This is a genomic window from Adlercreutzia aquisgranensis, from assembly GCF_943193145.1.
GTDB lineage: Bacteria > Actinomycetota > Coriobacteriia > Coriobacteriales > Eggerthellaceae > Xiamenia > Xiamenia aquisgranensis.
Window position 1 is genome coordinate 183,540 of the sequence record NZ_CALPDA010000005.1, and the last position, 23,507, is coordinate 207,046.

Below are 23,507 nucleotides of genomic sequence, written 5' to 3' on the forward strand. Positions count from 1 at the left end.
GTTCAATGGACGCGAAATGGGCGCGACGACGCGAGGTCGCGCTCATTGGACGCGGGCTGGGCGCGAGGTCGCGCCCAATCAACGCGAGCTGACCGCGAAATAACGGTAGAAACGGCCATCCTTTCGGCGTTCGAGCTCGCCAGCATCCGAAAGCGCTTTCAATCGCTCCTGCGCGGTGCGCTGCGATACGCCCGTTTTCTCATGGAGCTCGCACGGCAGAATCCCCTGAGGCGAGCCCGCGACCAGCTGCTTGATCTCGTCATCGTTCAGAACCATCGCCGCGCGCGGATCAGCGCTGCGATTCGAGCGGCTTTCTTCGCCATACGCCGCCTTCGGCGCCAAGGGCAGGCGCAGCTCCACCGCGGCAGGCCCGTGACGCTCCGCCAACGCGGGCTCCGAGCCGAACTCGCTTAGCCACGTTTCCCATATCTTCTGCAACCCGCTTCCAGCGCGATCGCTCACCCCCACGAACGCGAACATGCGCATGAGCGTAGGGTTGCGCGCTTCGGAATAACCGCCGGCTATGGCCACCCGCCGATCCATGAGAAGCGATCCCGGATTCGATATTACCAGCTCATCACCAGTTAGCACGATCCGGATAGCACCGTTCGTACCATAAAAGGCATGTACGATCGCGTTTGCCAGCGCCTCGTTCACCGCTTCGGTCACCGGATTGCGCGAACCGTGAACCGTGCCGGTCTCATCCGTGGCGAACGGCGTCTTGAAATAGCGAACGAAGCGCTCGGATACCCGGTAATAGAAATCGATCAGATTGCCGCTCCAGTCGCCGCTCTGCGACACGATGCGGTCATCCCACCGACGATCACCCGATGTCTCTTCCCGATAGTCGAGCAGGTAATGCGGAGCGTAGCTCGTTATCTCGTACTCGTTGCCGAAGGCCAAAAGCCCAGCTTGCGTGGGATGAAGCGCTCCGTCTCTTCCCTTCCCCAGAGCACCTATGTGGAAGAGAAAATCCTCGTCGGCCTCTTCCGTCCACGGATGCTGCGGTTTGTTCGCGGAAAACACGTTGCGAAAGCGTCGAACGGTTTCGGCGCTCAGCGCCTCGGGGGTAAACTCCTCGAGGGGCTTGCGGTCGGCGGACGAAATGCCGTCGTATTGCATGAGACGCAGATCGTCGGGAGATGCCTGAAAATCTCCGTCGCCTCGGCGCACCCACGCCACGAAGCCCTTCCGCCGCCGGTCGAACACGGAAACCGGCTTGTCCCCTCGCTCTGCGCGGGGTACATCGATGACGACGAGGTCCACGTCATCCACCCGTTCGACACGGACGCCGTCGTAAAGCATGGTGTCGCGGCTCACCCGCTGGGGGTTGCGCAGAATGCTCCAGAAATCGGCGACGGCCTTCTGCGCATCGGGAACGCCCACGACCGCGAACGTTTTCGAGGGCTCCTCGCGAACGCCAAGGACGATAACGCCCCCCTCGGTGTTCGCAAATGCGGAATACGTCTCCCACACATCCTCGGGCAGACCCCCCGACGCCTCTTTGAATTCGAGATGCTGCCCTTCCCGAGCTTTGCTTATGCGCTCGAGCGCCAGAGCCTTGTCCATGCGACCACCTTCCGCGCGCTTATCCGAGGACCATTGTAGCAAGCGAAGAGACGTTCAGCGCGGACTCGCGTTCAATGGACGCGAAATGGGCGCGACGACGCGGGCTGGGCGCGACGACGCGGGCTGGGCGCGGGTCGGGCGTCGCTTCCGTCAGCTTGCGTAGGCGGGGCGGAAGTAGCCTCGGAACTCGTCGCTGTAGAGGTCGACGGTCGTCACGCGAAGAGAGGGGCTACCCACGTTTCCTTCCGCGATGGTCATCCGCGAGCCGTTCACACCCAAAACTATCGCGCCGTGCGAAACCTCGATTCCCGGCCGCCAACTGCTCCAATAGGAGAAGACGATGTCGCCGCGCCTGATCCCGCTCATGTCGGTGGAATACTGTCCCATGGCCTTCGCCTCTTGGGCGAGGTAGTCGGGGTCGACCTGCAGCCCGGTTTCGCCCCAAAGCTCGGATTCCATGCCGATCCGATGGAAGCACCACCAGAGGAAGTTCACGCACCAAAGCCCGCGGCGGTCGTAGGTCAGGGTGCCTCCCGCCTGCATCAGTGCGTCCTCGTATTTGCGCCCGTCGATGAAGGGGTTCGCGCGGATCTCCGATTCTGCCTGGTAGATAACCGATTCCGCAGCGTTGAGGGAGCCGGAGCCGTTGAAGCGATACCACACGCCGCCAACCAGCGCCCAGTCGGTCGCCATCGCACCGTCGCTCGGGGCGAGGTAGTACCAGAGGGAATCGTCGCGCAGCCAACCCAGGTGGGCGATGCCGTCTTCCAGCACGTAATACCAGACGCCGCCGACGCTCTTCCAGCCGACGTCCTTGGAAAGCCGGCCGCTTTCGTCAGCGATGTAGATCGCGCCGCCGCTCGGGATGGAACCGACCCGCATGAGGCCTTCGATGCCGTCGCCCGCCCGATTGAGGTAATACCAGTCGTCGTCGAGGGCGAGCCACCCGGTCTTCATGTCCCCGTCCACCGGGTCGAGGTAGTACCAGCCGCCGTCCACGCTCTGCCAGCCCGTCTCCATGGCGCCCGAGGGGGCGAGGTGGTACCAGCTGCCGCCCGAGAGCACCCAGCCGGTACGCATGGAGCCGGAACCGTCCAGATAGTACCAGGTGCCGCCGTCGTCAAACCAGCCCGTGGCCATGGCGCCGCCCTCGGCCGGGTCGAGGTAGTACCAGGCCCCGTCCACGCTTTGCCAGCCCGTCTCCATGGCACCGGAAGGGGCGAGGTAATACCAGCTGCCGCTCGAGAGCACCCAGCCGGTGAGCATATAGCCGGAGCCGTCGAAGAGGTACCACTTCCCGTCTACGAGCTGCCAGCTTGACGCGGGGTAGGAACCGTCGCCGAAGCGAAGCCACCAGCCGCGTCCGTCGCGCTGCCAGGAATTCGCATGCCAGGCGCCGTCGGCGTCCGACCACATCCATTCGCCGCCCACCTTGTACCAGCCCGTGCGCATGGCGCCATCCTCGGCCGGGTCGAGGTAGTAGCGCTGCCCGCCGTCGGAAAGCCACCCCGTCTGCGCGAAACCGTCCTCGCCGAAGTGGTACCACTTCCCGTCCAGCTGCAGCCAGCAAGAGGCGACGAAGGCCCCGTCGGCCATGCGGTAGCGCCACCGGTCGCCGTCCTGCACCCGCCCGGGCGCCGCTTCGCCCGCGTCCGATTCGCCGCTTCCGGGATTTTCGCCATCGCTGCCGCCCGCGCTATCCGGCACGGGCGCCGTAGCGGCAGCGCCGTCCAGGTCGCCAGGACTCGCCGTCGGCTCGTCGGCCATCGCCGACCCGCAGGGAGCGGCCAGAGCGGTCGCCATGACGAGCGAGATCGCCAGAACCGCGCCGGGCAGTCGGAACCACTCGCGGAAGCTTCCTTCGGTTTTCCCCATGGTCCTCGCCCTTCCCTTTCGCAAAAATGCTCATAGAGACAAAAGCCCTCTTTTCAAGCCCATAGGTTACCCCTCTGTAAGGCCCGTGCCTAGAGCCAGAATGCACGGTAATCCTCCCCATCTCGACATTGGAGGCAACAGAACGCTCGATGCGCTTGCCAACCGACGGCATAGGGGAATCGGACGTGCGCCGCCGACGCCCAACGCCTACACCGAAGGCTTCACCGAGGAAGCCCTGAAGGAGATCCTGAAGCAAGCCACTGGATAGCCGCCAGCCGTCACCCTCTCAAGAGACCCTTGCGTTTCGGCGCCCTGACATCCCGCTCCCTAAGAGCTTCCTGCTCTGCAATCTTGTCCAAAAGCTCCTGCTTGCCGGTGACGCCGCACTTCGCATAGATGTGCCGGAAATGGGTCTTCACGGTGTTTGTGGAAAGCACAAGCGCCTCTTCGATGAAACGCACGTCGCGGCCATAGGCAATCAGACGCAACACCTCGGTCTCCCGCGGCGTCAACCCGAAATGAACGGCCGTCGCCTCCACTTTCTCGTGATACTCTCCTTCAGCTCGTTTCATCAGCGCTTCGTCTTTGATGATGGAAAGAAACGGCTTCGTCGACACCACGGACAGCAGCAGCAAGATTCCGTAGGCAAGAACCAGCGAAAGCGCGCGAACGAACAGGTCCGCCTGGAATCCGAAGGGTAATACGCTCACAAGCATCCCCAGAAGCGTGCCGGCCATCAGACCCGTTTCCAAGCAAAACCATACTCGTCCGCAGGCAACGAACGGTCGCACGCCGTGCTTCTTCGCCATGGCGGCGATGAGCACCCACATGGCAACCTCGAAGCAGACGAATCCGAGACCTATGAACGGAGTTCCCAAGGGAAGGGGCAGCGATTGCATCAGAAGTCCGGCGGAGACCAGCAAAAAGGATCCAACGTATATCATCTTCAGCGAATTCACCGCGAATACAACGTAAGAAGCTGCCACAATCGAAACGAACAGCAGCAATCCGTGGCCCGCGGCCCCATCGCCGACGACCGACGCTCCCGACCCGCGAATGTAGCCGTTTGCCACAGCGATAAGGACGACGCTTGCCACAAGCGACCAAGGAAGAAGGAACTTGGATCCTCTGGAACGGGGACCGACTTCCCGGCCCCTCGGGGTCGCCTCCTCCCTTTCGGCACGGCACCCGAGCATCGTCCGCTTCTCCCCGTCCCCGCGCTCCGCCTCCCCTTTTCTTGACGCCTTCGCATCGGCCTGGGGTGAAACCGCCGCCGAACGTTTGAGGAGCAGCCCCGAAAGCACGGGCAGCACGCAAACGATGGCCACAGACACAGCGTAGCCTATCAGCGTGAGCACCAGAAAAACCGCAGCACCGAACCCTATGAACGTGGCAGCGTTCTTCAACATGAGATCGTACTCAAGCCGTGCAAAGGCCGCATTCCAAGACACGAAGAACACAGCCTCTATTACCGCGAACACCGCTGCCCCCGCAAACGCCGCCGCCATTCCCAGCGCGCTTCCCGCTAGCAACCGCGACCCCACGGCGATGACCACCGTGCCCGTTGCTCCGGCAAACCCCAACGCAACGGGGCCGAAGGCGATGAAGGGACGGCGCAGCATGGAGAATCCGAAGAACGCCAGCAGCTTGCCGACTCGCCAGACCAGAAAGATCGCAAGCGCCTGCTCGGCTGTAAAGGCGCCCTCCCCCAGCACCAGAGAGCTCCAGAACGTGGCCCACATCCATGCATAGATCAACCCAACGCCTATGGAATCGAGCGGAGCGAACGTTTTGCCCACGGCATCCCCCATGAGAGCCTCCTATCGGTATCACCCAACTATATATCACTCGACTCGACCATCGAATCACACAACCCGTGTGATTCGCCCTGGAGACAACCGAGCAAACTTACGGTGTCGGCTCCAAAACGTGCCGGCGAATCGATAAGAGGGAAGGCGGAGAACAGGGGAAAGGAGCCCTATGAAACTGACGCAAAAACAAGCCCCGCACGGGTGCACCTCGGCCGACCGGCATAAGCTCTCGCGACGGTCGTTCCTCAAAGGAGGCGCCCTGATGCTGGGTGCATCGACCCTTACGATCGGCGCGCCGCAGCTGATCGGATGCTCGACCGAGCCGAACGAGAACGGCCCCGCACCGCTGAACGAAGTGGGAGCATCCGCGGTAGAGGCGACCGCCACGGAGTCCGCGCTGCCAGACGGGTACCAGGTGGTGAACGCCGACGTCCTCATCATCGGCGGAGGTAATCTTGGAGTCAACATCGCGCTTTCGGCGCTTTCCGAAGGGCGAGAGGTGACCATGCTGGACAAAGGCGTTTGGCGCCATAGCGGTGTCTCGGGTATGAGCTGGGACTACTTCGCCGGCCGGTACTTCACCCCAGCCATTTCCTATCTCGGCATAGAGAACGGAAAGGCCCTCACAAACGCCCTTTCCTTCACGAAAGAACGCGACCGCTACGTCTACCAGGTCAACCACGGCCAAACCCTGCCCGACCGGGACGAAAAAGGACAGTATCTACCCTTCATCAACGAAAACCGCACTCAAGGCCAGTTCTGCCGCCGGCATATGGATAACCTGCGCACGGCGAATGGGTTCGGAGTAGACGAGCAGTTCATGGTCACTTCGCTTCTCATCCAAGACGGGAAGTGCTTGGGAGCGATGGGCATCCATCTTCCCACCGGAGCGTTCAGGGTGTACCGCGCCAACGCCACCGCCATCGCCACGGGCGGCTGCTGCTGGTTCTACGGATGGATGACGGTAGGCTCCTACTCCATCAACAACCCAGACAACACCGCCGACGCCGAAATGGCCGCGTTTCGCCAGGGCCTTGCCATCGCGAACTCGGAATTCGCTTGCTACGACCTTATGAGCATCAACCCGCCGGGTCTGGCTTGCGCGTTCGGCGGCGGCATCGGAGCCGATGCCCAGGAGTACCAGTTCGTCTTCGACAATGCTGGAGAGCGCCTGTTCAGCGACGATGACGAAAACGTTTCCGACCGCAACTATTTCAACCAGTTCCTTGCAAAGGCCATCGCCATAGACGGACGCGGTACCGAGAGCAACGGGGTCTTCCTGAACGTCGGCGACCACGGTCTGCGCTACGGCAACGCCCGCAACGTCGATTTGCTGGAGAGGTTCGGGGTAGGGGTGCGGACCGACCAGATCCAAATCGCCCCGGAGATGTTCGAACACGGCGGGTCGCCCATAGTTGACGAGAACATGATGACCGAGGTGGAAGGTCTGTTCTGCGGAAGGAACTTCCCCGGAGGTGCCGACGTCGCGGGGAACTACTACTACGGGCTCTATACCGGCCACAAAATCGCCGAATACGCCGCCTCTCAGGAATCGAAAGCCGATGGACCGTCCGTAAACTGGGAGGACGTGAACGCCGAAAGGGCGCGTCTCGAAGCCATTCGCACCCATCGCGCCGATGACGGCGTGCGGCCGCTGCAGGTTCGCCAGATGATCCAGGAAGCCGGTTTCACGGGCATGGGCGTATACCGAACTACCGAGCTCATGGAGAAATCCCTTGCCGAACTGAGACGCATCCGCGAAGAGGAGCTCCCACGCATGACGGTCGCCGATTCTTCCCTCGTCTTCAACACCGAGTGGAAGCATGCCATCGAGAACTACAACCTGCTCGACCTGGCGGAAATGAGCGTACAGGCATCGCTCAACCGCGAGGAAACACGCGGTTCGTACATGCGCGCAGAATTCCCCGAGAAAGACGACGTGAACTGGAACTGCGTCCAGGTCTGCCGCCTGCAAGACGACCAGATGGTCTTCGAGAAAGTGTCGTTCGAACCGCTCGACGCATCCGTGCTGGAGCAGTAGGAAGGAAATCCATGAACATCACCGTCTACAAATTCGACCCGTCGGTCGACGCCAAACCCCGGTTCGTGTCCGGGGAGGTTCCCTTCACCCCGCAGATGACGGCCCTCGAAGCGCTCATGTACTTCCATCAGAACGTTGAACCCGTCAGCTTCGACTATAGCTGCGCCTGCCGCCTGTGCGGTCGTTGCGCGATGATGCTTGACGGCACACCGTGCATGGTGTGCGTCACACCCATCGAGGATGGCGACCATACGTTCGAGCCCCTTGAAGGATATCCCGTTATCCGAGATCTGATTGTGGACAAGGCCGGCATCGACGACAAGCTCTCTCTCTTCTACGATCGCATTCGTTTGGAGCCGTTCACCGCCGACACCTACAACTCCCCGCGCAACTGGGACTTCCAGCATAAAACCGACCTGTACGCCATGGAGTTTTGCGCCCGTTGCGGAGTCTGCTCGGCAGCTTGCCCTACGGTGAAGCTCCTCGGAGCCGAATACGCAGGGCCCATGCAGATGATTGCCTACGCCTACCGGCACGTCGATCCGCTCGACCAGGGAGACCGCGTGATGCAGGCCGTGAGCGCCGGCCTGTTCCATTGCATCGAATGCGGCCTGTGCGACGAGGTATGCGCACAGCAGGACATCCACCACGTCGACATCCACCGCATGCTGAAAGAAGCTGCCGTCCAGCGCAATCTGAAGCCCGGTTACGCGGAATAGACAAGGATCGCCTTCATCGAAAAGCCCTAAAGGGTCTAAGGGGTGCGAAGGGAACCGAGCCTTCGCACCCCCGGTTTTCCAGGGCATGCGTCGCGCTCGGAAGTCGGGCACGGTTCAGGAGGTTCGGACGACATGGCTACAAGGCGGCGTTCACGAAGGCCACGGCGTCGCGCAGGGCTTGGAGAACTTCCAGGTCATCGCGATAGCTCAGCTGAACGCGAGCGATTCCGGCTTCCCTGTCAACCCATTCCGTCACACCCACAAAGGGCGCCATCCTATCACCTGGCCGGCCTGCACGGACACGAGTCTCTTCCGCGTCCGCTTGCCGCTGAATGGCCAAATGTTCCACCAGATGGGGAATGCTCGCATGGTCTAGAACCGCACCGAAGGTATCGCCGACCTCGTTCACGCAAGCATGGCCTTCTACCTGGGGAAACCGCGTGCGAACCGCCGCGGCAAGGCGCGGGGTCACCTCCCGCGAGAACCCGGGGGCCACACGCACGTCGCACACCAGGCGATCCCGCTTCACCACAATGCGCGCCACCGTTATCGGAAGCGCCGCAAAGCGCGGCCCTCCCCCAAGCGAGAAAGGCTGGGCGGAAGCAAGCCCGGCGTCAGCAGCACCGAATCGAGCGCTGCCCACAGCTACGGCCTGTCGAGGATGGTTCGCCCGTCCTCTTCGCCGGAAGCGGCTTCCTTGCCGGCGCCCTCGACCCCGGCAAGCTCGTCCTGCAGCGATTGCACGCGCCACGGAATGTCATCCATCAGCGTGCTCAGCCACGAGTAGCCGGTGCCGTCGGTGATGACCAGCTGCTTGCGATCGGGGGAGAAGCGGTAGCGACCCTGCCCCTCCATGTTGCCCAAGCTGAAGGTGATGGTCTTCGCGAAGGGGTCGATCTCGTAATCGTAGGCCACATCGTCGGTCAGCTGAATCTGCTCGCCGTCGACGACCACCGTGGATGCGCTGCCGTTCGCCTGCCAGATGCCCTGCATGTCCGCCGCATCGTCGTAGGCCCCCCAGCGATCCCACGCCAGAAAAGCCGCGAACGCCACACAAGCCAGCGCGATAACGGCAACAACCGAAACAACCACCACGCCCACGACGCTGCGCTTCTTGCGCACGGGGTGCGCCTCGCCGGCCCCCGCAGCCCGTGTTGCCACAGCCCTGCCGGCGGCCTTCAAGTCGTCGGCCCATTCGGCAGCTACGGCCTGAGCGCTGCGAACCGCGTCGGCCGCCGGAGACATCGCCGAAACCGGCATCGGGTCCTGTGCCGGGTCCCATTCCGCCCCCATGGCCTCTTGCGCCGGCAACTGGCCCTGGGATCGGGGCTGCCCCTGGGGCTGCGCCTGCGCTTGAGGCGACGGCTGCCCCTGGAACTGTTGAGGCTGTTGGCCCATCGCCGCCGCCAGGTCGGCGCCGGCAGCAAATGCGGGCGCCGACACCGCAGGCATCGGTCCCGTCGCCTGCGAAGCGACAGCAGCCGCTTGCGCCTGTGCGCTCCCAGCGACAACGGCAGGAGCTGACGCGCGCGCAAGGGGTGCCGGCTGGGCCGCCGCTTGCGCCGCTACGGAAGTTTTCGCTTTCTTCGGAGCGGCCTTCTTGCCGAAAGGCCCGCGCCGCAAAGCGCGCTCGGGCGCGGAAGACTGCGGCGGCTGCGCTGGCGGGCGCCCCGTCGCCACAGGCCGCCCGGCTGGCTGCGCTACCGGCTGGGCCCCCACCTGAGAGGCGACTTCGGACCCAACCGACCCGCCAGCTCCAGCCGCAGTCCTCCCGCCGCCTGCCAGGGGCGCCGGCTGGGCCGAAGACGCCGAGGCCGCAACAGATGCGGACCCCGGCTTTCGCTTCGTCGGCTTTCGCTTCGTGACCATAGGCTATATCGTCGCCAAACCGCAGGCTGCGCGGCTATTCGGGCTTGATCACTTCCATGCCGCCCATGTAGGGGACCAGCACCTCGGGCACCTTCACGGAACCATCGGCCTGCTGGTAGTTCTCCAGCACGGCTGCCATGGTACGGCCCACGGCCAGGCCCGAGCCGTTCAGCGTGTGAGCGTATCGCGTGCCCTTGAAGTTCTCGGGGTCGCGGTACTTGATGTTGGCACGGCGCGCCTGGAAATCGGTGCAGTTGCTGCAGGACGAGATCTCCTTGTAGCCGTTGTAGCTGGGCAGCCACACCTCAAGATCGTAGGTCTTGGCAGCGGAGAAGCCGATGTCGCCGGTGCACAGGCTGATCACGCGGTAGGGCAGCCCCAGCAGCTGCAGGATGTTCTCTGCGTCGGCCACCATGGACTCCAAGTCGTCGTAGCTTTCCTCGGGCTTGGCGTATTTCACCATCTCCACCTTATCGAACTGGTGCACGCGAATGAGTCCGCGGGTGTCGCGACCGGCGCTTCCGGCCTCCTCGCGGAAGCACGGCGTGAAGGCGCAGTACTTCAGGGGCAGCTGGCTGGCGTCCAGCACCTCCCCGGAATGGATGTTGGTCAGTTGCACCTCGGCCGTGGGGATAAGGTACAGGCCCTCGCGGGTGCGGAACAGGTCCTCTTCGAACTTGGGGAGCTGACCGGTGCCGGTGAGCGTTTCGGCATTGGCCATAGCCGGGCACCACCACTCCTTGTAACCGCGGCCGGTGTGGGTGTCGGCCATGAAGTTGATGAGGGCACGCTCCAGGCGGGCACCGGCGCCGCCCAGCAGGATGAAGCGGCTGGCGGCCAGCTTCACAGCCCGCTCGAAGTCGATGATGCCCAGTTCGGGGCCAAGATCCCAGTGGGGCTTCATGGTGATGCCCTCGGCCTGGAGGTCGCGCGGGGTGCCCCAGCGACGCACTTCGGGGTTGTCGTTTTCGTCCTTGCCCACCGGCGTGGTGTCCGCCGGCATATTGGGGGTGGCAAGCAGCATCATACGTAGCTCGTCGTCGGCCTTCGCGCGCTTGGCGCCAGCAGCGGCAATCTGCTCGTTGATGGTACGCACCTGCTCCTTGGCGGCTTCGGCTTCGGCTTTCTGGCCGGCAGCCATCATGGCGCCGATTTGCTTGGACGCGATGTTGCGCTCGGCCTGCAGCGACTCTTCTTCGGCGATGGCCGCGCGACGGGCCTCGTCCAGCTCGGCGAAGCGCTCGCCATCCCACGAGGCGTTGCGGTTCTTCATGGCCTCGGCGACGGCTTCCTGGTTTTCGCGAACGAATCGAACATCGAGCATGATGGCTTCCCTTCTGGACGAGCTGCTTCACGGCGCGCGTGCGGTCTCAGCGCCAACCTGCCGGCCAGCCGCGCTCGCGCCTGCTGCGTAGTGTCGTCCCAGTATAGCGCAAGCATCAAGGTGCTCGCCGCCAACAGCCCAGAAGCGCACAAGCTTGGAACAGAGCGATGCGCCGCTACTTCGGCTCATCTTGCGGGCGGAAGTGCTCCTCGCAGAAGGCTCGCAGAGGCGGTACGCAGGCTTCGATGGCGTCCCATGCTATCTCGGCGTCGAACATCCCACAACCGTGAACCAAGTGGTTGAGCATGCCGCAGATCATGCGCCACTCGCCGTTCTCAGCCCTCCATCGGGTCGCGAGCTTGCGGTGGGTCGCGACCTCGCAATCGCTCGCAACCTTGCGACGAGTCGCAAACTTGCGGTGGACCCGCTTGGGGCCGCCCTGCCACCCTGCCGCCCTGCCCTACCGCCCCTGCCCCGTCTCCCGCTGGCAGTTCGCGGCCGGATTGAACGGTTTTGGGACCTCAACCCCAGCCGAACGGGCTGTTTCGGGCCGGATTGAACGGTTTTGGACACGTTTCCCGAGGCTAACAGTACCAAAACCGTGCGATACGGCCGCAAAACGCTCCCTGGGAGGGTGCACGGGTCCCAAAACCGTGCAATCCGGCCGCGAACTGCCAGCGGGGAGACAGGGCGAGAGCCCTACTTGGCCGACTTGGCGTCCTCGCCCTCTGCGGCCGGCTTGTCTTCGGTCACCACCAGGCGAATCTTGTCGATGCGGTGATGGTCCATATCCACCACTTCGAACTTCGCCGTGGTCTCGCGAGCATCATCGCCCACACCCGTGACGTGCGCGATGCTCACCGACTCGCCGGTATCGGGGATGCGGTCGAACAGCACCAGCAGCAGGCCGCCGGCGGTTTCGCAATCCTCGGTCTCTTCGGGCTCGAAGCCCAACAGCTCCACCACGTCGTCGATGGGCACCGAGCCGTCCAGCAGGTAGCTGCCGTCGTCCATGGTGACCACTTCGTCCTCGTCGTCGTGATCGTACTCGTCGTCCAGGCGGCCGATGATCTGCTCCATGATATCGGACATGGTCACGATGCCGGCCGTACCGCCGTGCTCGTCGATGACCACGGCAATCTTCGTGCGCGATTCCTGCAGCATGTTCAGCAAGCTGGCAATGGACGACCCCTCGGGAACCGCCGGAATCTCACGGATCTCCAGGTTCTCCATGGTAGCGTCTTCCGGAAGCGAGTACAGGTCCTTCACGTGCACGAAGCCCACGATGCGATCCTTGTCGCCGCGGCAAACCGGGTAGCGGGTGTAGTTGTACTTGCGCGCCATCTCCAGCGTTTCGGGCAGCGTGTCCTCAAGGTCGACGCAGATGACGTCGGTTCGCGGGGTCATGATGGCCTCGGCGTCCTTCTCGCCCAGGTCAAAGATGTTGTCAACGAACTCGTTCTGCTCGGGATTGATGAGCCCGCTTTCCGTAGACTCGTCGATGAGCAGCATGATCTCCTCGTCGGTGTACACATCATGCTCGTTGGCCGGGTCGTGGCCTGCCAGGCGCACCACCGCGTTGGTCAGCGAGTTAAACAGCCACATGATGGGATACGTGATACGATAGAACCAAGCCAGCGCGCCCGCCGTAGCCAATGCGTAGCGCTCGGTGGAGAAGATGGCGAACGACTTGGGAATAAGCTCGCCCACCACCACATGCAGCGTAGTCATCAGCAGATATCCGATGGCCACGGACACAACCGAGATAACCGCTTCGGGGGCGCCGAACATCTCGAACAGCGGGCGAATGAGCTCCGAAAACGCCGGCTCGCCCAACCAGCCCAAGGCCAGCGAGGCCAGCGTGATGCCCAGCTGGCAGGCGGAAAGGTAGGCGTTCACGTTCTCGGCGATCTTCTGGGCCGCCTTCGCGCCGCGCTTGCCCTCCTCTACGGCCAATTCCACCTGGGACTTGCGCACGCGCACCAACGCAAACTCCGCCACAACGAAAAACGCGTTCATCATCAGGAAGAACACTACGAGCAACAGGCTAAGCCATATCGGCATGGCAGTTCGACTCCTTCAAAGAGACTCGGTTACCGCGCAGCCTCTTGCCGCGCGTCTGGCGAGCGCGGCTGCCAACCGCGCCCCCAACTTGCACGGCTCGAGGCCGCGCCTGACTTTCCGCGCAGGTGGGAGTCTGTCTTGCTTTGCAATCGCCCATCCGCGCGCTTCTTAACCTGTAATTGTCCCATATGCATACAGCCATTGCATCCCATGACGCAAAATTGCGGCAAAACACTTGAGCATCTGTAACCACAGCAACGGCGCAGCCTCCCAAAAGGAGCGCACGGGGGCGAGGTTCTGCGCGAATTCCTGCAGAACCTCGCCCCCGTGCGCTCTACCACCACGCCCAGCTCTACCAACGATCGCCCTATAGTACAATGCCGTGGGGCAGGCGGAAGGCTGCTTCCCTTCTTGCAGGGGGAGGTGGTCTATGGTTACCTGGACAGAGCTTCTTGCCTTCGTTCTCGTGATCTTCGCGGCCATCAAGCTCGGGAAGTCGCTTCGGAAGTAACAAAGCGATGGAAAGAGAAAGGCCGCCCCCTACGTGAAGGAGCGGCTCTTCATCACATAAGTCCGAGTTATGTGAAGCAGCCGCCCGGCGCAACGGGTGACCGCCTGCTCCACATTTTACGACAGAAAGCGCAGTAGGGCAATCCCCCCACCGCGCTCCCTAGGCTTTCCAGCAGCACGTAAAGGAGACCTCCCGTGGCCGTCTACGATGTTCACGCCCACATCTACCCCGACGCCATCGCGCCCCGGGCCGCCGAAGCAGTAGGCCGCTTCTACGGCGATGCGCCCATCCAGGGAACGGGGACCGTGGGCCAGCTGCTGGAACAGGCCGCGGAAAGCCCCGTGACGCATCTGGTAGTGCATTCCGTGGCGACCACCGCTCATTCGGTCACCTCCATCAACAACTTCATAGCCGCCACCGTGACAGAGCGCAACGCCCAGGCCGAAGCAGCGGGCAACGGCAAGCGTCTGATCGGCTTCATGGCCATGCACCAGGACTTCCCCGACCCCGAAGCCGAAATCGCGCGCGCCGTTAGCCTGGGGCTTCGCGGACTGAAGCTGCATCCGGACACCCAGGGCGTGGCCGTGGACGACCCGCGGATGATGCGCATTTTCGAGCTGGCAGAGGGGCGCTTGCCCGTCATCGTGCATACAGGCGACTTCCGCTTCGACTACTCCAACCCCGACCGGCTGGTGAACGTTCTGCGGGCCTTCCCGAACCTGACCCTCGACGCGGCGCACTTCGGCTACTGGTCCTGCTGCGATCGCGGCTGGGACGGCCTGCGCGAACAGGCCGAGCGCAACCCCAACCTGTACGTCGACTGCTCCAGCTCGCTCTACGCTTTGGGGCAGCGGCACTTTGCGGAGCTCGTGCGCCTGTGGGGCGCCGATCGCGTCATGTTCGGGAGCGACTATCCCATGTGGCATCCCGCCGAAGAGTACCGCCTGGTCAGCGAATCGGGCCTTACGGAAGATGAGCTGCAAGCCCTCTTCACCCGCACCCCCGAGCGCTTCCTGGGCGCGTTTCGGGACTAGCACATGTCCTGCGCCCGGGAGCAAGGACGGCGCACGCTCCCGGGAAACTCAGCGTCGCTGGATGCCAGAAACTAGGAGGCTGCCACATTCCAGTAAGGCTGGTAGCGCTCCTTCACGCCGCGCAGAGGCAGGGTCACTTCCACCAGGGACAATCCGGGCTCGCAGGCGGCTTGCATGCAGGCCGCTTCAAACTCGCTGGCTTCGCTTACCTTCCAGCTGGGTACCGCGAACGCCTTCGCCGCAGCTTGGAAGTCCACGTCCTGGGGAGTAAGGAACAGCCGCTCGAAGTACGGGTCTTCGGAGCTTTGGGGCAGCATGTCGAAAATGGCTCCGCCGTTGTTGTTCAGTAGCAGGATGGTCAAGCTAACCGGCCGCGCTACATTGCGAAGCAGCTCGCGCTGGAGCGCAAGGGCGTTCAGGTCGTGCTGCAGCGTGAGATCTCCCGTGATGAACAGAGCGCGAAGCGGCTCGAGGGCGTGGTCTGCATCGCCAAGCGCGTGCTTTGCCTTGGGCTCCGCAGCCACGGCCGTCTTCGAAAGTCGCGCTCCTGGGGCAAGGCTTTCTTCGGCCGCCGCCAACGCCGCCCCCACAGCCGAGGACAGCGTGCCGTCTATGCCGTTCAGGCCGCGATTGCACAGCGCCATCAGCTTGCGGCCCTTCGGATAGAAGGTGTCCAGAGCGCGAATGCTCATGGAATTAGCGGCGAACACCAGCGACCCCTCCGGCGCAAGCTCCAGAGCAGTCCGCACGTAGAACCCTTCCGACACGGGGTTTTTCGTTGCATCCGCCACCTTCGCCCGCGCGGCGGCGGCGCGATAGTTCGCCTGCTGCCAGGCCAGAAGAAACGCCTCGCGAGCGTCCTCTGGCGACGACCCCGTCGCCTCCGGAGCCCCTGGCAGCACATCGCGCGCCGCCGCCAGACCCGCGTTCTGGCCATCGCACGCATCGGAAGCCGAGGCTGCCAGCGGCTCCATCTTCACCGTCTCGCCCGGGACCGGCGCAGGCGCAGGACGGGCGCCGCCGAGGTCAACATGCCCCTCTGCAACGTCAGTCAGAGCCCTCGCAAAATCCGCGGGGTCACACGCCACCAGCATGCCGGTACCACTGTTGAAATCGCGGGATTGGCTGCGGTCGACCACCACGGAAAACGCCCCCGCAGAAACTGCCGCCTGCACCAGCTGCGAGGCCTTCTTGGAAACAGGGTAGCGGCCAAAGCGAATCACCAGGTCGGGCATCAAAGCCTCCGGAACTGCGCCCCCCGTCTCCACGATGCTGTCGTAGCCGTCGATGACCGCAAGGTCGCCGAACCGGCGCAAGCCGGATAGCGGGTCTGCCAGAAGAGGCAGGCTGAAACGGTGAGCCCAGTTGAGCACAACGGCTGCCTCTTCGTCGGTGGCACATGTGCCCTCGCCGGCCAGCACCAGGGGCTTCGCTGACTCAGCCAGCAAACGGGCAAAGGAGCGGGAGTCGCTGGCGCTCAGCGTCGGCCGTGACCACGCGAGCGGCGGCAGAGCTTGCAAACTCCCCAGGGGATCAGCCCCGGCCAAGGGTAGCCCTCCCTCGTCCCACGCGGAAAAGTCCGGCTTCAGCGGCTCGTCGAAGGGGAAGTTCAGATGGACGGGGCCGCCGTTGCATGCACCGGCGATGCGCTTCGGAGCTGCCGCTTCTCCTTGCGCGGCGAACACCGCCTCCAAAGCCGCCTGACGCGCGAAGGCAAGCGCCTCGGCATCGTCCGAAGGAAGCATCATCTGGCGGAACGCGCGCACGTGAGCTCCGAACGCATGCAGCTGGTCGCAGGCTTGCGGTGCCCCCAATCCCTGCAGCTGCGGCGGGCGGTCCCCCGAAAGCAGCAGCAAAGGCACGCGGGATGACTCCGCCTCGAGCACCGCCGGGTACCAGTTGCCCGCCGCCGTGCCTGAGGTGCACACCACTGCTGCCGGCACCCCGGTTGCCTTCCCCATGCCAAGCGCCACGAAAGCCGCGCCGCGCTCGTCCACGTCAACCAGCACGCGCAAACGACCCGGAAAGCGCTCGGACAGCTCGAAAGCAGCCATGGCCAACGGTGTCGAGCGAGAACCGGGGCTCACCACAATGTTCCGCACGCCGCACTTCATGAGTTCTGCGAAGAATTCTCCCAGGTAAAGGGCTACCGCCTTCGGATTCGCCTTCATGCACGCTCCCTTTGTTTCACGTGAAACACTCTTCCGCCCAACGCTCGCAGGCCCGGCAGTCTCGGCAGCGTCACGCCGCAACCTGCGATCTTCGCGCCACCGTACCACGCCCATCAACCAACACCTTGGCGCATCGCAGCCGCCAAGCGCCGCCGCGAAAGCGCGCTTCGCCTACGAGGCCTTCGGTCACGCCTCCCCGTCGAACGCGCTTAGCACGGTCTGCAGCTTCATGGCGATCTCGTCGTACTCGGCTGCCGGGTCGCTGCCCGAGACGATTCCGCAGCCCGCGTACACGTAGCCGCGCTCGCCGTCGAACACGCCGGTTCGCAGCGCCACCGAGAACTCCCCGTCACCGGCGCCGTCCACGTAGCCGCAAGCGCCGGCGAAAAAACCGCGGTTGAACGGCTCGATGCGGCGGATGAGCAGGCGCGCTTCGCCTACTGGAGTTCCAGCCACGGCCGGCGTGGGATGAAGGTCGCCCACCATGTCCCACAGCGACGTTCCTTCCAGTATGGAAGCGCTTGCCGGCGTATGCAGATGCTGTATGTTGGTCAGCGCCAGGATACCCGGAACGTCGGGCACGTCCACGTTGTAGCAGGTGCGCCCGAACACGTTACGGATGAACTGCACCACGTAGTCGTGCTCGCGACGGTTCTTCTCGTCGGCCATCAGCCGGGCAGCCAACATCTCGCGCTCGGCATCGCTCGTTCCTGTGGGCGCCGTGCCCGCAAGACACATGCTCTCCACCCGATCGCCTCGTTTGCGCACCAGCAGCTCCGGCGTGCACCCGCAGAAGAACACGTCGGCGTAGCGATACAGCAGCACGGTGCCCTTCGCCGGGCCGTCTATAAGGTTGACCAGCAGGTCTTTGGACGAGAACGGCTCGGTTGCACGCACCTCCAGCCTACGAGACAGCACCGCTTTCCGCACAGACGCCTTCGTCAATCCGTGCTTCGACGCATCTTCGGCGTCCGCCTCCTGCGTGCCGAGCGCCCCCATGGCTCCAAGCGCCTCTTCCACTTGGGAAACCCAGGCGTCGCGAGAGTCCATCTCCAGGGCAACCTCCACGGTTCGCCGCGAGCGGTGCGAAGCCGCTTGGGCTTGCCGGGCAAACCGCTCCACACGGCCCTGATAGACCGGCGCCAATGAATTGACCTGCAGAAACACGCCCTGCTCGTCTTCGATGAGCACCACTTCGGGCAGCATGAACCGCAGTCGGGGAAACGCTTCGTTCAGGGGATCAGGCGGGCAAGGGTTCTCGGCGTCGAACCGATTGAACGAGAAGAACACCGGCTCATGGTGCGAGGGCCCCTCCTTCAGGCAATCCACGTCCTCGAGCGAGGAAAACGCGATGCACCTGCCAAGGCCCATGAACCGCACCGGGGCATCTTTGCGATAGTAGACGAACTGGTCCGTGAATCCCCTCTGCAGCACGCAGAACGCGTCGACGACGTCGGCCTCTATGGGGCAGGTGAACGAGTGCACTTTAGCCATGAGCAGTTCCGTCAACTTCCTTCATACGGGTTACCAACGAAGCGAAAACAGGAGGCGAGAGGCCGTCTGTCGCGCCTGAACACCTGCTAAATTCTATCACGTCGCCCGAGGAATGCCCCTGCGCGTTGGGCGAGGGGTTTCTTGCTTGCGCCCGCGCGCCCTGGCTGAGCGAGGGCGGCGCGAAACAATTACAGGCTCACCGTCCAGCCGCCTATTCGCTCGGCCGATCACGCTTTTTCGGGAGGCGCAGGTGCAGAGCTTCAAACCCTCCGTCGTCACCTGCCGGCGGCGGCACAGGCGCCTCAAGACACCAGAGTGCTCACACGCACGAAAGGAAGACCATGAAAAACCTCGTAAAAGAATTCCGCGAGTTCATCGACAAGGGCAATGTTATGGACCTGGCCGTAGCCGTCATCATCGGCGGCGCGTTCACGGCTATCGTCAAATCGCTCACCGACAACATCATCACGCCGCTCATCGCGCTCATCTTCGGGGGCGACGGCGCCATCCAGGGCCTGGTAGTGCCCGGCACGAACATCGACTTCGGCGCATTCATCGGCGCCATCATTAACTTCCTCATCATCGCGCTCATCGTGTTCTTGATGGTGAAGGGAATGAACAAGATGCGCGCCGCCGGCGAAAGGGCCGTGGCCACCAGAGATGTCAACGGCCGCCCCGTGAAGCTGGTCGAGGAAGCCCCCGTATGCCCCTACTGCCTAGAGGAAGTGAAGCCAGGCGCCACGCGTTGCCCCCACTGCGCCGGCGAGTTCAGCAAGCCCGCCGAAACCACTACGAAGACCGTGGAGCTGTAGGCGGCGCAGCAATTACTCCTCAGCGCAAAGCGCTCCCTACCGAAACAGAGCGGTAGGGAGCGTTCGTCTCTGTGGCTCGCCCCGCCAGACAGACGGGGTTTTGCGCGCCGCTTTAGCAGCCGCAGCCTACGCTGTGCTTGACGCGATCGGCCTCTTCGGCGCGCTTGCCATCGTTGAAGCGGTCCAGCGTGCCCACCAGGTATCCGGTGATGCGGCGGATGCGCTCGAAGGGCAGGGGAGTGAGGTCATAGCTGATGCCCACGTCCTCGCCTTCCACCTGCAGGTTCAGGCCCGACACAGAGCTGCCGTGATGCTGCTCGTTGCCACGGGAGATGTAGGCGCGAATCTCGGCGTCGGAAACCGGGGCGCTGCCGGCACAGACGTAGTTAATCTGCACGGGCACGCCGTCAACGGTGCGCTGCTCGGTCTCGTTCGCGGCAATGTTCTTAAGCTCTTCCATGATTGGGCCTTTCGATGGGTCTGCTTCGTTTATATGATATTGAAATAGTAGCATTTAACTGAGCGAAGTGCTTGTCGTCTTGGTTGCACATGGAATCATCACACGACGGGCAGTGCGCCGGCTATCTCTTTCCACAAGATATTGTGCTCCGCAAAACGCAAGCGCACCGGTTCACGCAGCTGTGGTCAGAGTACGGCCCCTGCCGAACGCCATGCGTAAAACCCGGCACGCACGAGCAAGTCGGCCTGCGCAACCCGCTAGATCTTGTACATGTACTGGAACACGTCTTCGCGCTGGATGATCACCTGGACACCCAGCTCGTCGCCGACGGCCTTCAGGCGCTCCTGCACGGCGTTGAAGTCGGCTTTCTCTGTGTCCAGCGTGGTAAGCATGGTCATGGAGAATATTTCGTTCAGGATGGTCTGGCTGATGTCGTCGATGTTCGCGCCGCATTCCGCCAGCGCCACGGCGATCGCCGCCACGATGCCGCTACGATCCTTGCCCAGAACCGAGATTACGCACTTCATAACAGCTCTCCTTGATCTCTATCGATTCCGAAGCTTCACCGCGCGGGAGCCATGATCAGGCTCATCGCCTCGGCCCTGATTGCGTCGCGGCGCTCGAACAGCCCGCGGACCGCGCTCGTGGTGGTCACCGAGCCCGGCTTCTTCACGCCGCGCATGGACATGCACATGTGCTCGGCCTCCAGCACTACCAGCACGCCCGTAGGCTGCAGCTCGCGAACAAGCGTGTCGGCTATCTGGCTGGTCAGCCGCTCCTGCACCTGGGGGCGCTTCGCGTAGGCATCAACCAGACGCGCCAGCTTCGACAGCCCGCAGATACGCCCCTCGGGCCCGGGGATATAGGCCACGTGGGCCTTCCCGAAGAAAGGTACCAAATGATGCTCGCACATGGAGTAGAAGGAGATGTCCTTCACGATGACCATCTCCTGATGGCCCTCGTCGAAAGTGGTTTCGAAGTGCACCGAAGGGTCCTCGGTCATGCCGGCGAACACTTCCTCGTACATCTTCGCCACACGGTGCGGCGTCTTCTGCAGGCCTTCGCGGTCGGGATCCTCTCCGATTCCCTGGAGGATAAGCCGCACGCCCTCTTCGATTTTCGCAGTGTCCATTCTTGCGCTGCGCCTTTCCGCTCTGAGGGCCGTCCGAGGAAGCGTCTCGCGCTCGCCAACGCGCCCTTCGACGACCTGCCTTTTACTGCGGCGTATCATACCATCCATGCGCCGCCGCTTTGCTGTTTCACGTGAAACATTCGGCCAGAAAGCAGCGGCGTCTCTGCGAGGCCGAAAGAAAGGATCGGCTCCTGCGTACGAAAGCCCGCACAATCGGCAGGTTCGTGCAAAAAAGCGTACGAACCTGCCGATTGTGCGGGCTTCCATCTGGCGGCAAACCGACGCAGGACGGACGCAGAGCGCAGGCGATGCGGTCCAGCGGCCGGGAGACTCCTACAAATCGAGCTCCAGGGCCACCGGGCAATGGTCGCTGCCCATGACCTCCGGGTAGATGCTGGCGGCGCGAACGCACGGCTTCAGCGCGTCGCTCACCAGGAAGTAGTCGATGCGCCATCCAGCGTTGTTCGCCCGCGCGTTGAACCGGTAGCTCCACCAGCTGTAAGCGCCCTCCAGGTCGGGGTGCAGCATGCGGAACGTGTCCGCGAAGCCGGCGTCCAGCAGCTTGCCGAACGATTCCCGCTCTTCGTCGGAGAAGCCGGGGTTTCCCACGTTGGCCTTGGCGTTCTTCAAGTCGATCTCCTGGTGCGCCACGTTGAAGTCGCCACACATGACCACCGGCTTGGGAGCGCTGGCCATCCCCGGCTCCGTGCGCGGCAGCAGCTCCACGGCCACGTGCCCCTGCCCGGGCGCCGGCTTCTCGTAGGGAACGCCCGCGGGCAGCACGCCCTCTTCCAACCCCTTGCAGAAGTCGCGGAAGGCGTCGTCCCATTCCAGCCGATGGGTCAGGCGCGCCAGCTCGTTCTGGGCATTGGGGGTGTACACGTTCACGAACCAGAGCTCGGGAAACTCTAACGCCGTGATGCGACCCTCGGTGTCCAGGTAGTCGCTGCCCAGACCATGAAGCACCTGCAGCGGCTCTTCCTTCGAGAACACTGCCGTGCCCGAATAGCCCTTCTTCTGGGCGTAGCTCCAGTACTCCTTGTACTTCGGAAGGTCGAGCTCGGCCTGACCCTCCTGCAGCTTCGTCTCCTGGATGGCGAACACGTCGGCATTGAACGAGTCCACCACCTCCTCGAACCCCTTCTTCAAAGCGGCTCGAAGCCCGTTCACGTTCCACGACACGAATCTCATAGTTGTCTCCTACTCGGGAAATAACGCGCCCTCGTCTGGCGCAGCATCGATGATTAAGCCTGGCTTCATTCTAGCATGGACGCGCGGTACCGCTCAGGGCTCGTCCGGGGGCCTTCGGCGGCCCGGCGGGCCTTGTCTACTTGTGGTATGGCTCGCCGCGGGAGATGCGGGCGGATCGGTAGAGCTGCTCCAGCAGCACCACGCGAGCCAGGTTGTGGGGCAGCGTGATGGGGCCGAAGGATAGGCGCTCGTTGGCTTGTGCGCGCACGGCAGCCGACACGCCGCAGGATCCGCCAATGACGAAGGCGACATCGCTCACCCCGGAAACCGCCAAGTCGTCCAGGTGGCGCGACAGCCCTTCGCTCGACCGCCCCTTGCCGCCGATGTCCAGCAGCACCGTATAGGGGTTGCCCGCCGACGCCAGCGCCGCAAGGATAGCGGCCCCTTCGCGCTCCACCGCCGCCGCATCGCCGCCTACCCGCGCCGGATCCACGTCGGCCAGCTCGCGAACCTCGCATTTCGCGTAGGGCTGCAAACGCTTCAGGTACTCCGCGCATGCGTCGGCCCAGAAACGCTCCTTCAGCTTGCCGACAGCAACGATGGTGTAGCGCATTCCCATAAGGCGCAGGCCCTCCTTGGCTTCTCGCAGGTCTCTCGGAACGGTCAGTCCTCGCAGCACCGCACTTCGCCGGCTGCCGCGTCGTCCAGAAGCGCCGCAGACGGCCACGACCGATTACGTCTCTTTCCGCACGCTCATTATAGCCGCAACGATCCGAGTCGCCCGTTCTGCGCCTGAAGAAACAGTCGCCCAGCAGGCAGCGCGCTACCGATTGTTTCACGTGAAACACCTCCCCAAGGGCCGCTCCTTCTTGCTTCGGCCTCGGAAAGCCCAAGGCATCCCGAGAGTCGCTGCCCTATAATGAGACTGGCGAAGTCCCTCTAACAAAAACCCTTCGCACCGGATCCCCTCTCGAAAGGAGCAATTATGAGAATCCTTGGCTTGGGCATTCCCGAACTCACCATTCTGCAAGTATTCCTTATCCCCCTGGCATTCTTCGTGGTAGGCCTATTCGCCGCCAACCTCATGATCAAGTCGGCACAGGAAAAGGGCCACCACAGGGACAGCACCGGGCTTCTATGGGTTATCGGCATCTTCTGCACGCCCATCGTTTTGGGCCTCTACGTGGCAGGGCTGCCCGACCGAGCCGCCACAACCGCGGCCACGCCAGCAACAGGGCCTTCCGCAACACCAGCAGCCCCTCGGCCCGCCAGCCCTCGCAACGAGCCTCCAACACCTCCAAACGCACCCCTGGCTTAGCTCGCTTTCCACACAACGAAAAAGGCTCCCCGCTCTGAACTGCCTCCCATTTCTTGGACAAGAGAAATGGGAGGCTTCTTTATGTCAGGAAGGCCGCTTTACGATGCGGGGG

The 23,507-nt window shown here is 63.3% G+C and carries 19 protein-coding genes and 1 pseudogene; 5 read left to right on the forward strand and 15 right to left on the reverse strand.

Going from position 1 to position 23,507, the window contains the following annotated elements; translation table 11 throughout:
• Window positions 1-78: 78 nt before the first annotated feature.
• The 3 genes from NFR41_RS04420 to NFR41_RS04430 all read right to left on the reverse strand — a co-directional run bounded on the left by NFR41_RS04420 (window position 79) and on the right by NFR41_RS04430 (window position 5,255).
• Entirely contained in the window at window positions 79-1,569 is a 1,491-nt protein-coding gene (locus NFR41_RS04420; protein WP_160213186.1) for a DUF8451 domain-containing protein, read from the reverse strand.
• Between the two features lie 150 nt (window positions 1,570-1,719).
• Window positions 1,720-3,444: a CHAP domain-containing protein gene (locus NFR41_RS04425; RefSeq protein WP_160213187.1), complete on the reverse strand. Its 1,725-nt coding sequence runs from the start codon at window positions 3,442-3,444 to the stop codon at window positions 1,720-1,722.
• Window positions 3,445-3,722: 278 nt separating this feature from the next.
• On the reverse strand, window positions 3,723-5,255 hold the full coding sequence (locus NFR41_RS04430; protein WP_251230867.1) for a helix-turn-helix transcriptional regulator: 1,533 nt from the start codon (window positions 5,253-5,255) through the stop codon (window positions 3,723-3,725).
• A 262-nt stretch (window positions 5,256-5,517) separates the two neighbouring features.
• On the opposite strand from NFR41_RS04430, the gene NFR41_RS04435 reads away from it, so the two are divergent.
• The gene (locus NFR41_RS04435) at window positions 5,518-7,296 is read left to right on the forward strand and encodes an FAD-dependent oxidoreductase (protein ID WP_251230868.1); all 1,779 of its coding nucleotides are present in this window, start codon (window positions 5,518-5,520) and stop codon (window positions 7,294-7,296) included.
• A gap of 11 nt (window positions 7,297-7,307) precedes the next feature.
• A complete protein-coding gene (locus NFR41_RS04440) occupies window positions 7,308-8,015 on the forward strand; it encodes a 2Fe-2S iron-sulfur cluster-binding protein (protein WP_251230869.1) in 708 nt (235 codons plus the stop codon).
• A gap of 136 nt (window positions 8,016-8,151) precedes the next feature.
• Here NFR41_RS04440 and NFR41_RS04445 read toward each other — a convergent pair whose 3' ends face one another.
• The 5 genes and pseudogenes from NFR41_RS04445 to NFR41_RS04465 all read right to left on the reverse strand — a co-directional run bounded on the left by NFR41_RS04445 (window position 8,152) and on the right by NFR41_RS04465 (window position 13,272).
• Window positions 8,152-8,658, reverse strand: coding sequence for a hypothetical protein (locus tag NFR41_RS04445; RefSeq protein ID WP_251230870.1), 507 nt, complete (start codon window positions 8,656-8,658; stop codon window positions 8,152-8,154).
• Between the two features lie 2 nt (window positions 8,659-8,660).
• Entirely contained in the window at window positions 8,661-9,467 is an 807-nt protein-coding gene (locus NFR41_RS04450) for a hypothetical protein (RefSeq protein WP_251230871.1), read from the reverse strand.
• Window positions 9,468-9,918: 451 nt separating this feature from the next.
• The gene (gene serS / locus NFR41_RS04455) at window positions 9,919-11,208 is read right to left on the reverse strand and encodes a serine--tRNA ligase (protein WP_251230872.1); all 1,290 of its coding nucleotides are present in this window, start codon (window positions 11,206-11,208) and stop codon (window positions 9,919-9,921) included.
• 175 nt (window positions 11,209-11,383) lie between these two features.
• Window positions 11,384-11,539 (reverse strand): annotated as a pseudogene (locus tag NFR41_RS04460) (HepT-like ribonuclease domain-containing protein); the annotation flags it as partial.
• Window positions 11,540-11,907: 368 nt separating this feature from the next.
• Window positions 11,908-13,272 (reverse strand): hemolysin family protein, encoded by a 1,365-nt coding sequence (locus NFR41_RS04465; RefSeq protein WP_251230874.1) that lies wholly within the window; start codon window positions 13,270-13,272, stop codon window positions 11,908-11,910.
• Between the two features lie 705 nt (window positions 13,273-13,977).
• On the opposite strand from NFR41_RS04465, the gene NFR41_RS04470 reads away from it, so the two are divergent.
• Window positions 13,978-14,817, forward strand: a complete 840-nt coding sequence (locus tag NFR41_RS04470) for an amidohydrolase family protein (protein ID WP_251230875.1) — start codon at window positions 13,978-13,980, stop codon at window positions 14,815-14,817.
• A 71-nt stretch (window positions 14,818-14,888) separates the two neighbouring features.
• On the opposite strand, the gene menD is transcribed toward NFR41_RS04470, so the two are convergent.
• Window positions 14,889-16,988, reverse strand: coding sequence for a 2-succinyl-5-enolpyruvyl-6-hydroxy-3-cyclohexene-1-carboxylic-acid synthase (gene menD / locus NFR41_RS04475; protein ID WP_251230876.1), 2,100 nt, complete (start codon window positions 16,986-16,988; stop codon window positions 14,889-14,891).
• A gap of 186 nt (window positions 16,989-17,174) precedes the next feature.
• Window positions 17,175-18,482, reverse strand: a complete 1,308-nt coding sequence (locus NFR41_RS04480; protein WP_251230877.1) for an isochorismate synthase — start codon at window positions 18,480-18,482, stop codon at window positions 17,175-17,177.
• Window positions 18,483-18,823: 341 nt separating this feature from the next.
• Here NFR41_RS04480 and mscL point away from each other — a divergent pair, with 341 nt between their 5' ends.
• Window positions 18,824-19,294 (forward strand): large conductance mechanosensitive channel protein MscL, encoded by a 471-nt coding sequence (mscL, locus tag NFR41_RS04485; RefSeq protein ID WP_251230878.1) that lies wholly within the window; start codon window positions 18,824-18,826, stop codon window positions 19,292-19,294.
• A 112-nt stretch (window positions 19,295-19,406) separates the two neighbouring features.
• On the opposite strand, the gene nrdD is transcribed toward mscL, so the two are convergent.
• The 5 genes from nrdD to NFR41_RS04510 form a co-directional block, all read right to left on the reverse strand.
• Window positions 19,407-19,754: an anaerobic ribonucleoside-triphosphate reductase gene (gene nrdD / locus NFR41_RS04490; protein ID WP_160213199.1), complete on the reverse strand. Its 348-nt coding sequence runs from the start codon at window positions 19,752-19,754 to the stop codon at window positions 19,407-19,409.
• Between the two features lie 257 nt (window positions 19,755-20,011).
• Window positions 20,012-20,281, reverse strand: coding sequence for an ACT domain-containing protein (locus NFR41_RS04495; protein ID WP_251230879.1), 270 nt, complete (start codon window positions 20,279-20,281; stop codon window positions 20,012-20,014).
• A gap of 35 nt (window positions 20,282-20,316) precedes the next feature.
• Window positions 20,317-20,886, reverse strand: a complete 570-nt coding sequence (gene folE / locus NFR41_RS04500) for a GTP cyclohydrolase I FolE (protein WP_251230880.1) — start codon at window positions 20,884-20,886, stop codon at window positions 20,317-20,319.
• Between the two features lie 333 nt (window positions 20,887-21,219).
• Window positions 21,220-22,077 (reverse strand): exodeoxyribonuclease III, encoded by an 858-nt coding sequence (locus tag NFR41_RS04505; protein ID WP_251230881.1) that lies wholly within the window; start codon window positions 22,075-22,077, stop codon window positions 21,220-21,222.
• Window positions 22,078-22,213: 136 nt separating this feature from the next.
• Window positions 22,214-22,690: a 23S rRNA (pseudouridine(1915)-N(3))-methyltransferase RlmH gene (locus tag NFR41_RS04510; RefSeq protein WP_251230884.1), complete on the reverse strand. Its 477-nt coding sequence runs from the start codon at window positions 22,688-22,690 to the stop codon at window positions 22,214-22,216.
• Between the two features lie 372 nt (window positions 22,691-23,062).
• Here NFR41_RS04510 and NFR41_RS04515 point away from each other — a divergent pair, with 372 nt between their 5' ends.
• Complete coding sequence (locus NFR41_RS04515) at window positions 23,063-23,395, forward strand: hypothetical protein (protein WP_251230882.1); 333 nt, start codon at window positions 23,063-23,065, stop codon at window positions 23,393-23,395.
• Window positions 23,396-23,507 lie beyond the last annotated feature (112 nt).

Coding starts and splice junctions, on each gene's coding strand:
- mscL (WP_251230878.1), top strand. CDS start 18,824: ATGAAAAACCTCGTAAAAGAATTCCGCGAGTTCATCGACAAGGGCAAT.
- menD (WP_251230876.1), bottom strand. CDS start 16,988: ATGAAGGCGAATCCGAAGGCGGTAGCCCTTTACCTGGGAGAATTCTTC.
- NFR41_RS04465 (WP_251230874.1), bottom strand. CDS start 13,272: ATGCCGATATGGCTTAGCCTGTTGCTCGTAGTGTTCTTCCTGATGATG.
- NFR41_RS04450 (WP_251230871.1), bottom strand. CDS start 9,467: ATGCCTGCGGTGTCGGCGCCCGCATTTGCTGCCGGCGCCGACCTGGCG.
- NFR41_RS04435 (WP_251230868.1), top strand. CDS start 5,518: ATGCTGGGTGCATCGACCCTTACGATCGGCGCGCCGCAGCTGATCGGA.
- NFR41_RS04440 (WP_251230869.1), top strand. CDS start 7,308: ATGAACATCACCGTCTACAAATTCGACCCGTCGGTCGACGCCAAACCC.
- NFR41_RS04495 (WP_251230879.1), bottom strand. CDS start 20,281: ATGAAGTGCGTAATCTCGGTTCTGGGCAAGGATCGTAGCGGCATCGTG.
- serS (WP_251230872.1), bottom strand. CDS start 11,208: ATGCTCGATGTTCGATTCGTTCGCGAAAACCAGGAAGCCGTCGCCGAG.
- NFR41_RS04480 (WP_251230877.1), bottom strand. CDS start 18,482: ATGGCTAAAGTGCACTCGTTCACCTGCCCCATAGAGGCCGACGTCGTC.
- NFR41_RS04425 (WP_160213187.1), bottom strand. CDS start 3,444: ATGGGGAAAACCGAAGGAAGCTTCCGCGAGTGGTTCCGACTGCCCGGC.
- NFR41_RS04420 (WP_160213186.1), bottom strand. CDS start 1,569: ATGGACAAGGCTCTGGCGCTCGAGCGCATAAGCAAAGCTCGGGAAGGG.
- folE (WP_251230880.1), bottom strand. CDS start 20,886: ATGGACACTGCGAAAATCGAAGAGGGCGTGCGGCTTATCCTCCAGGGA.
- NFR41_RS04510 (WP_251230884.1), bottom strand. CDS start 22,690: ATGCGCTACACCATCGTTGCTGTCGGCAAGCTGAAGGAGCGTTTCTGG.
- nrdD (WP_160213199.1), bottom strand. CDS start 19,754: ATGGAAGAGCTTAAGAACATTGCCGCGAACGAGACCGAGCAGCGCACC.
- NFR41_RS04515 (WP_251230882.1), top strand. CDS start 23,063: ATGAGAATCCTTGGCTTGGGCATTCCCGAACTCACCATTCTGCAAGTA.
- NFR41_RS04505 (WP_251230881.1), bottom strand. CDS start 22,077: ATGAGATTCGTGTCGTGGAACGTGAACGGGCTTCGAGCCGCTTTGAAG.
- NFR41_RS04430 (WP_251230867.1), bottom strand. CDS start 5,255: ATGGGGGATGCCGTGGGCAAAACGTTCGCTCCGCTCGATTCCATAGGC.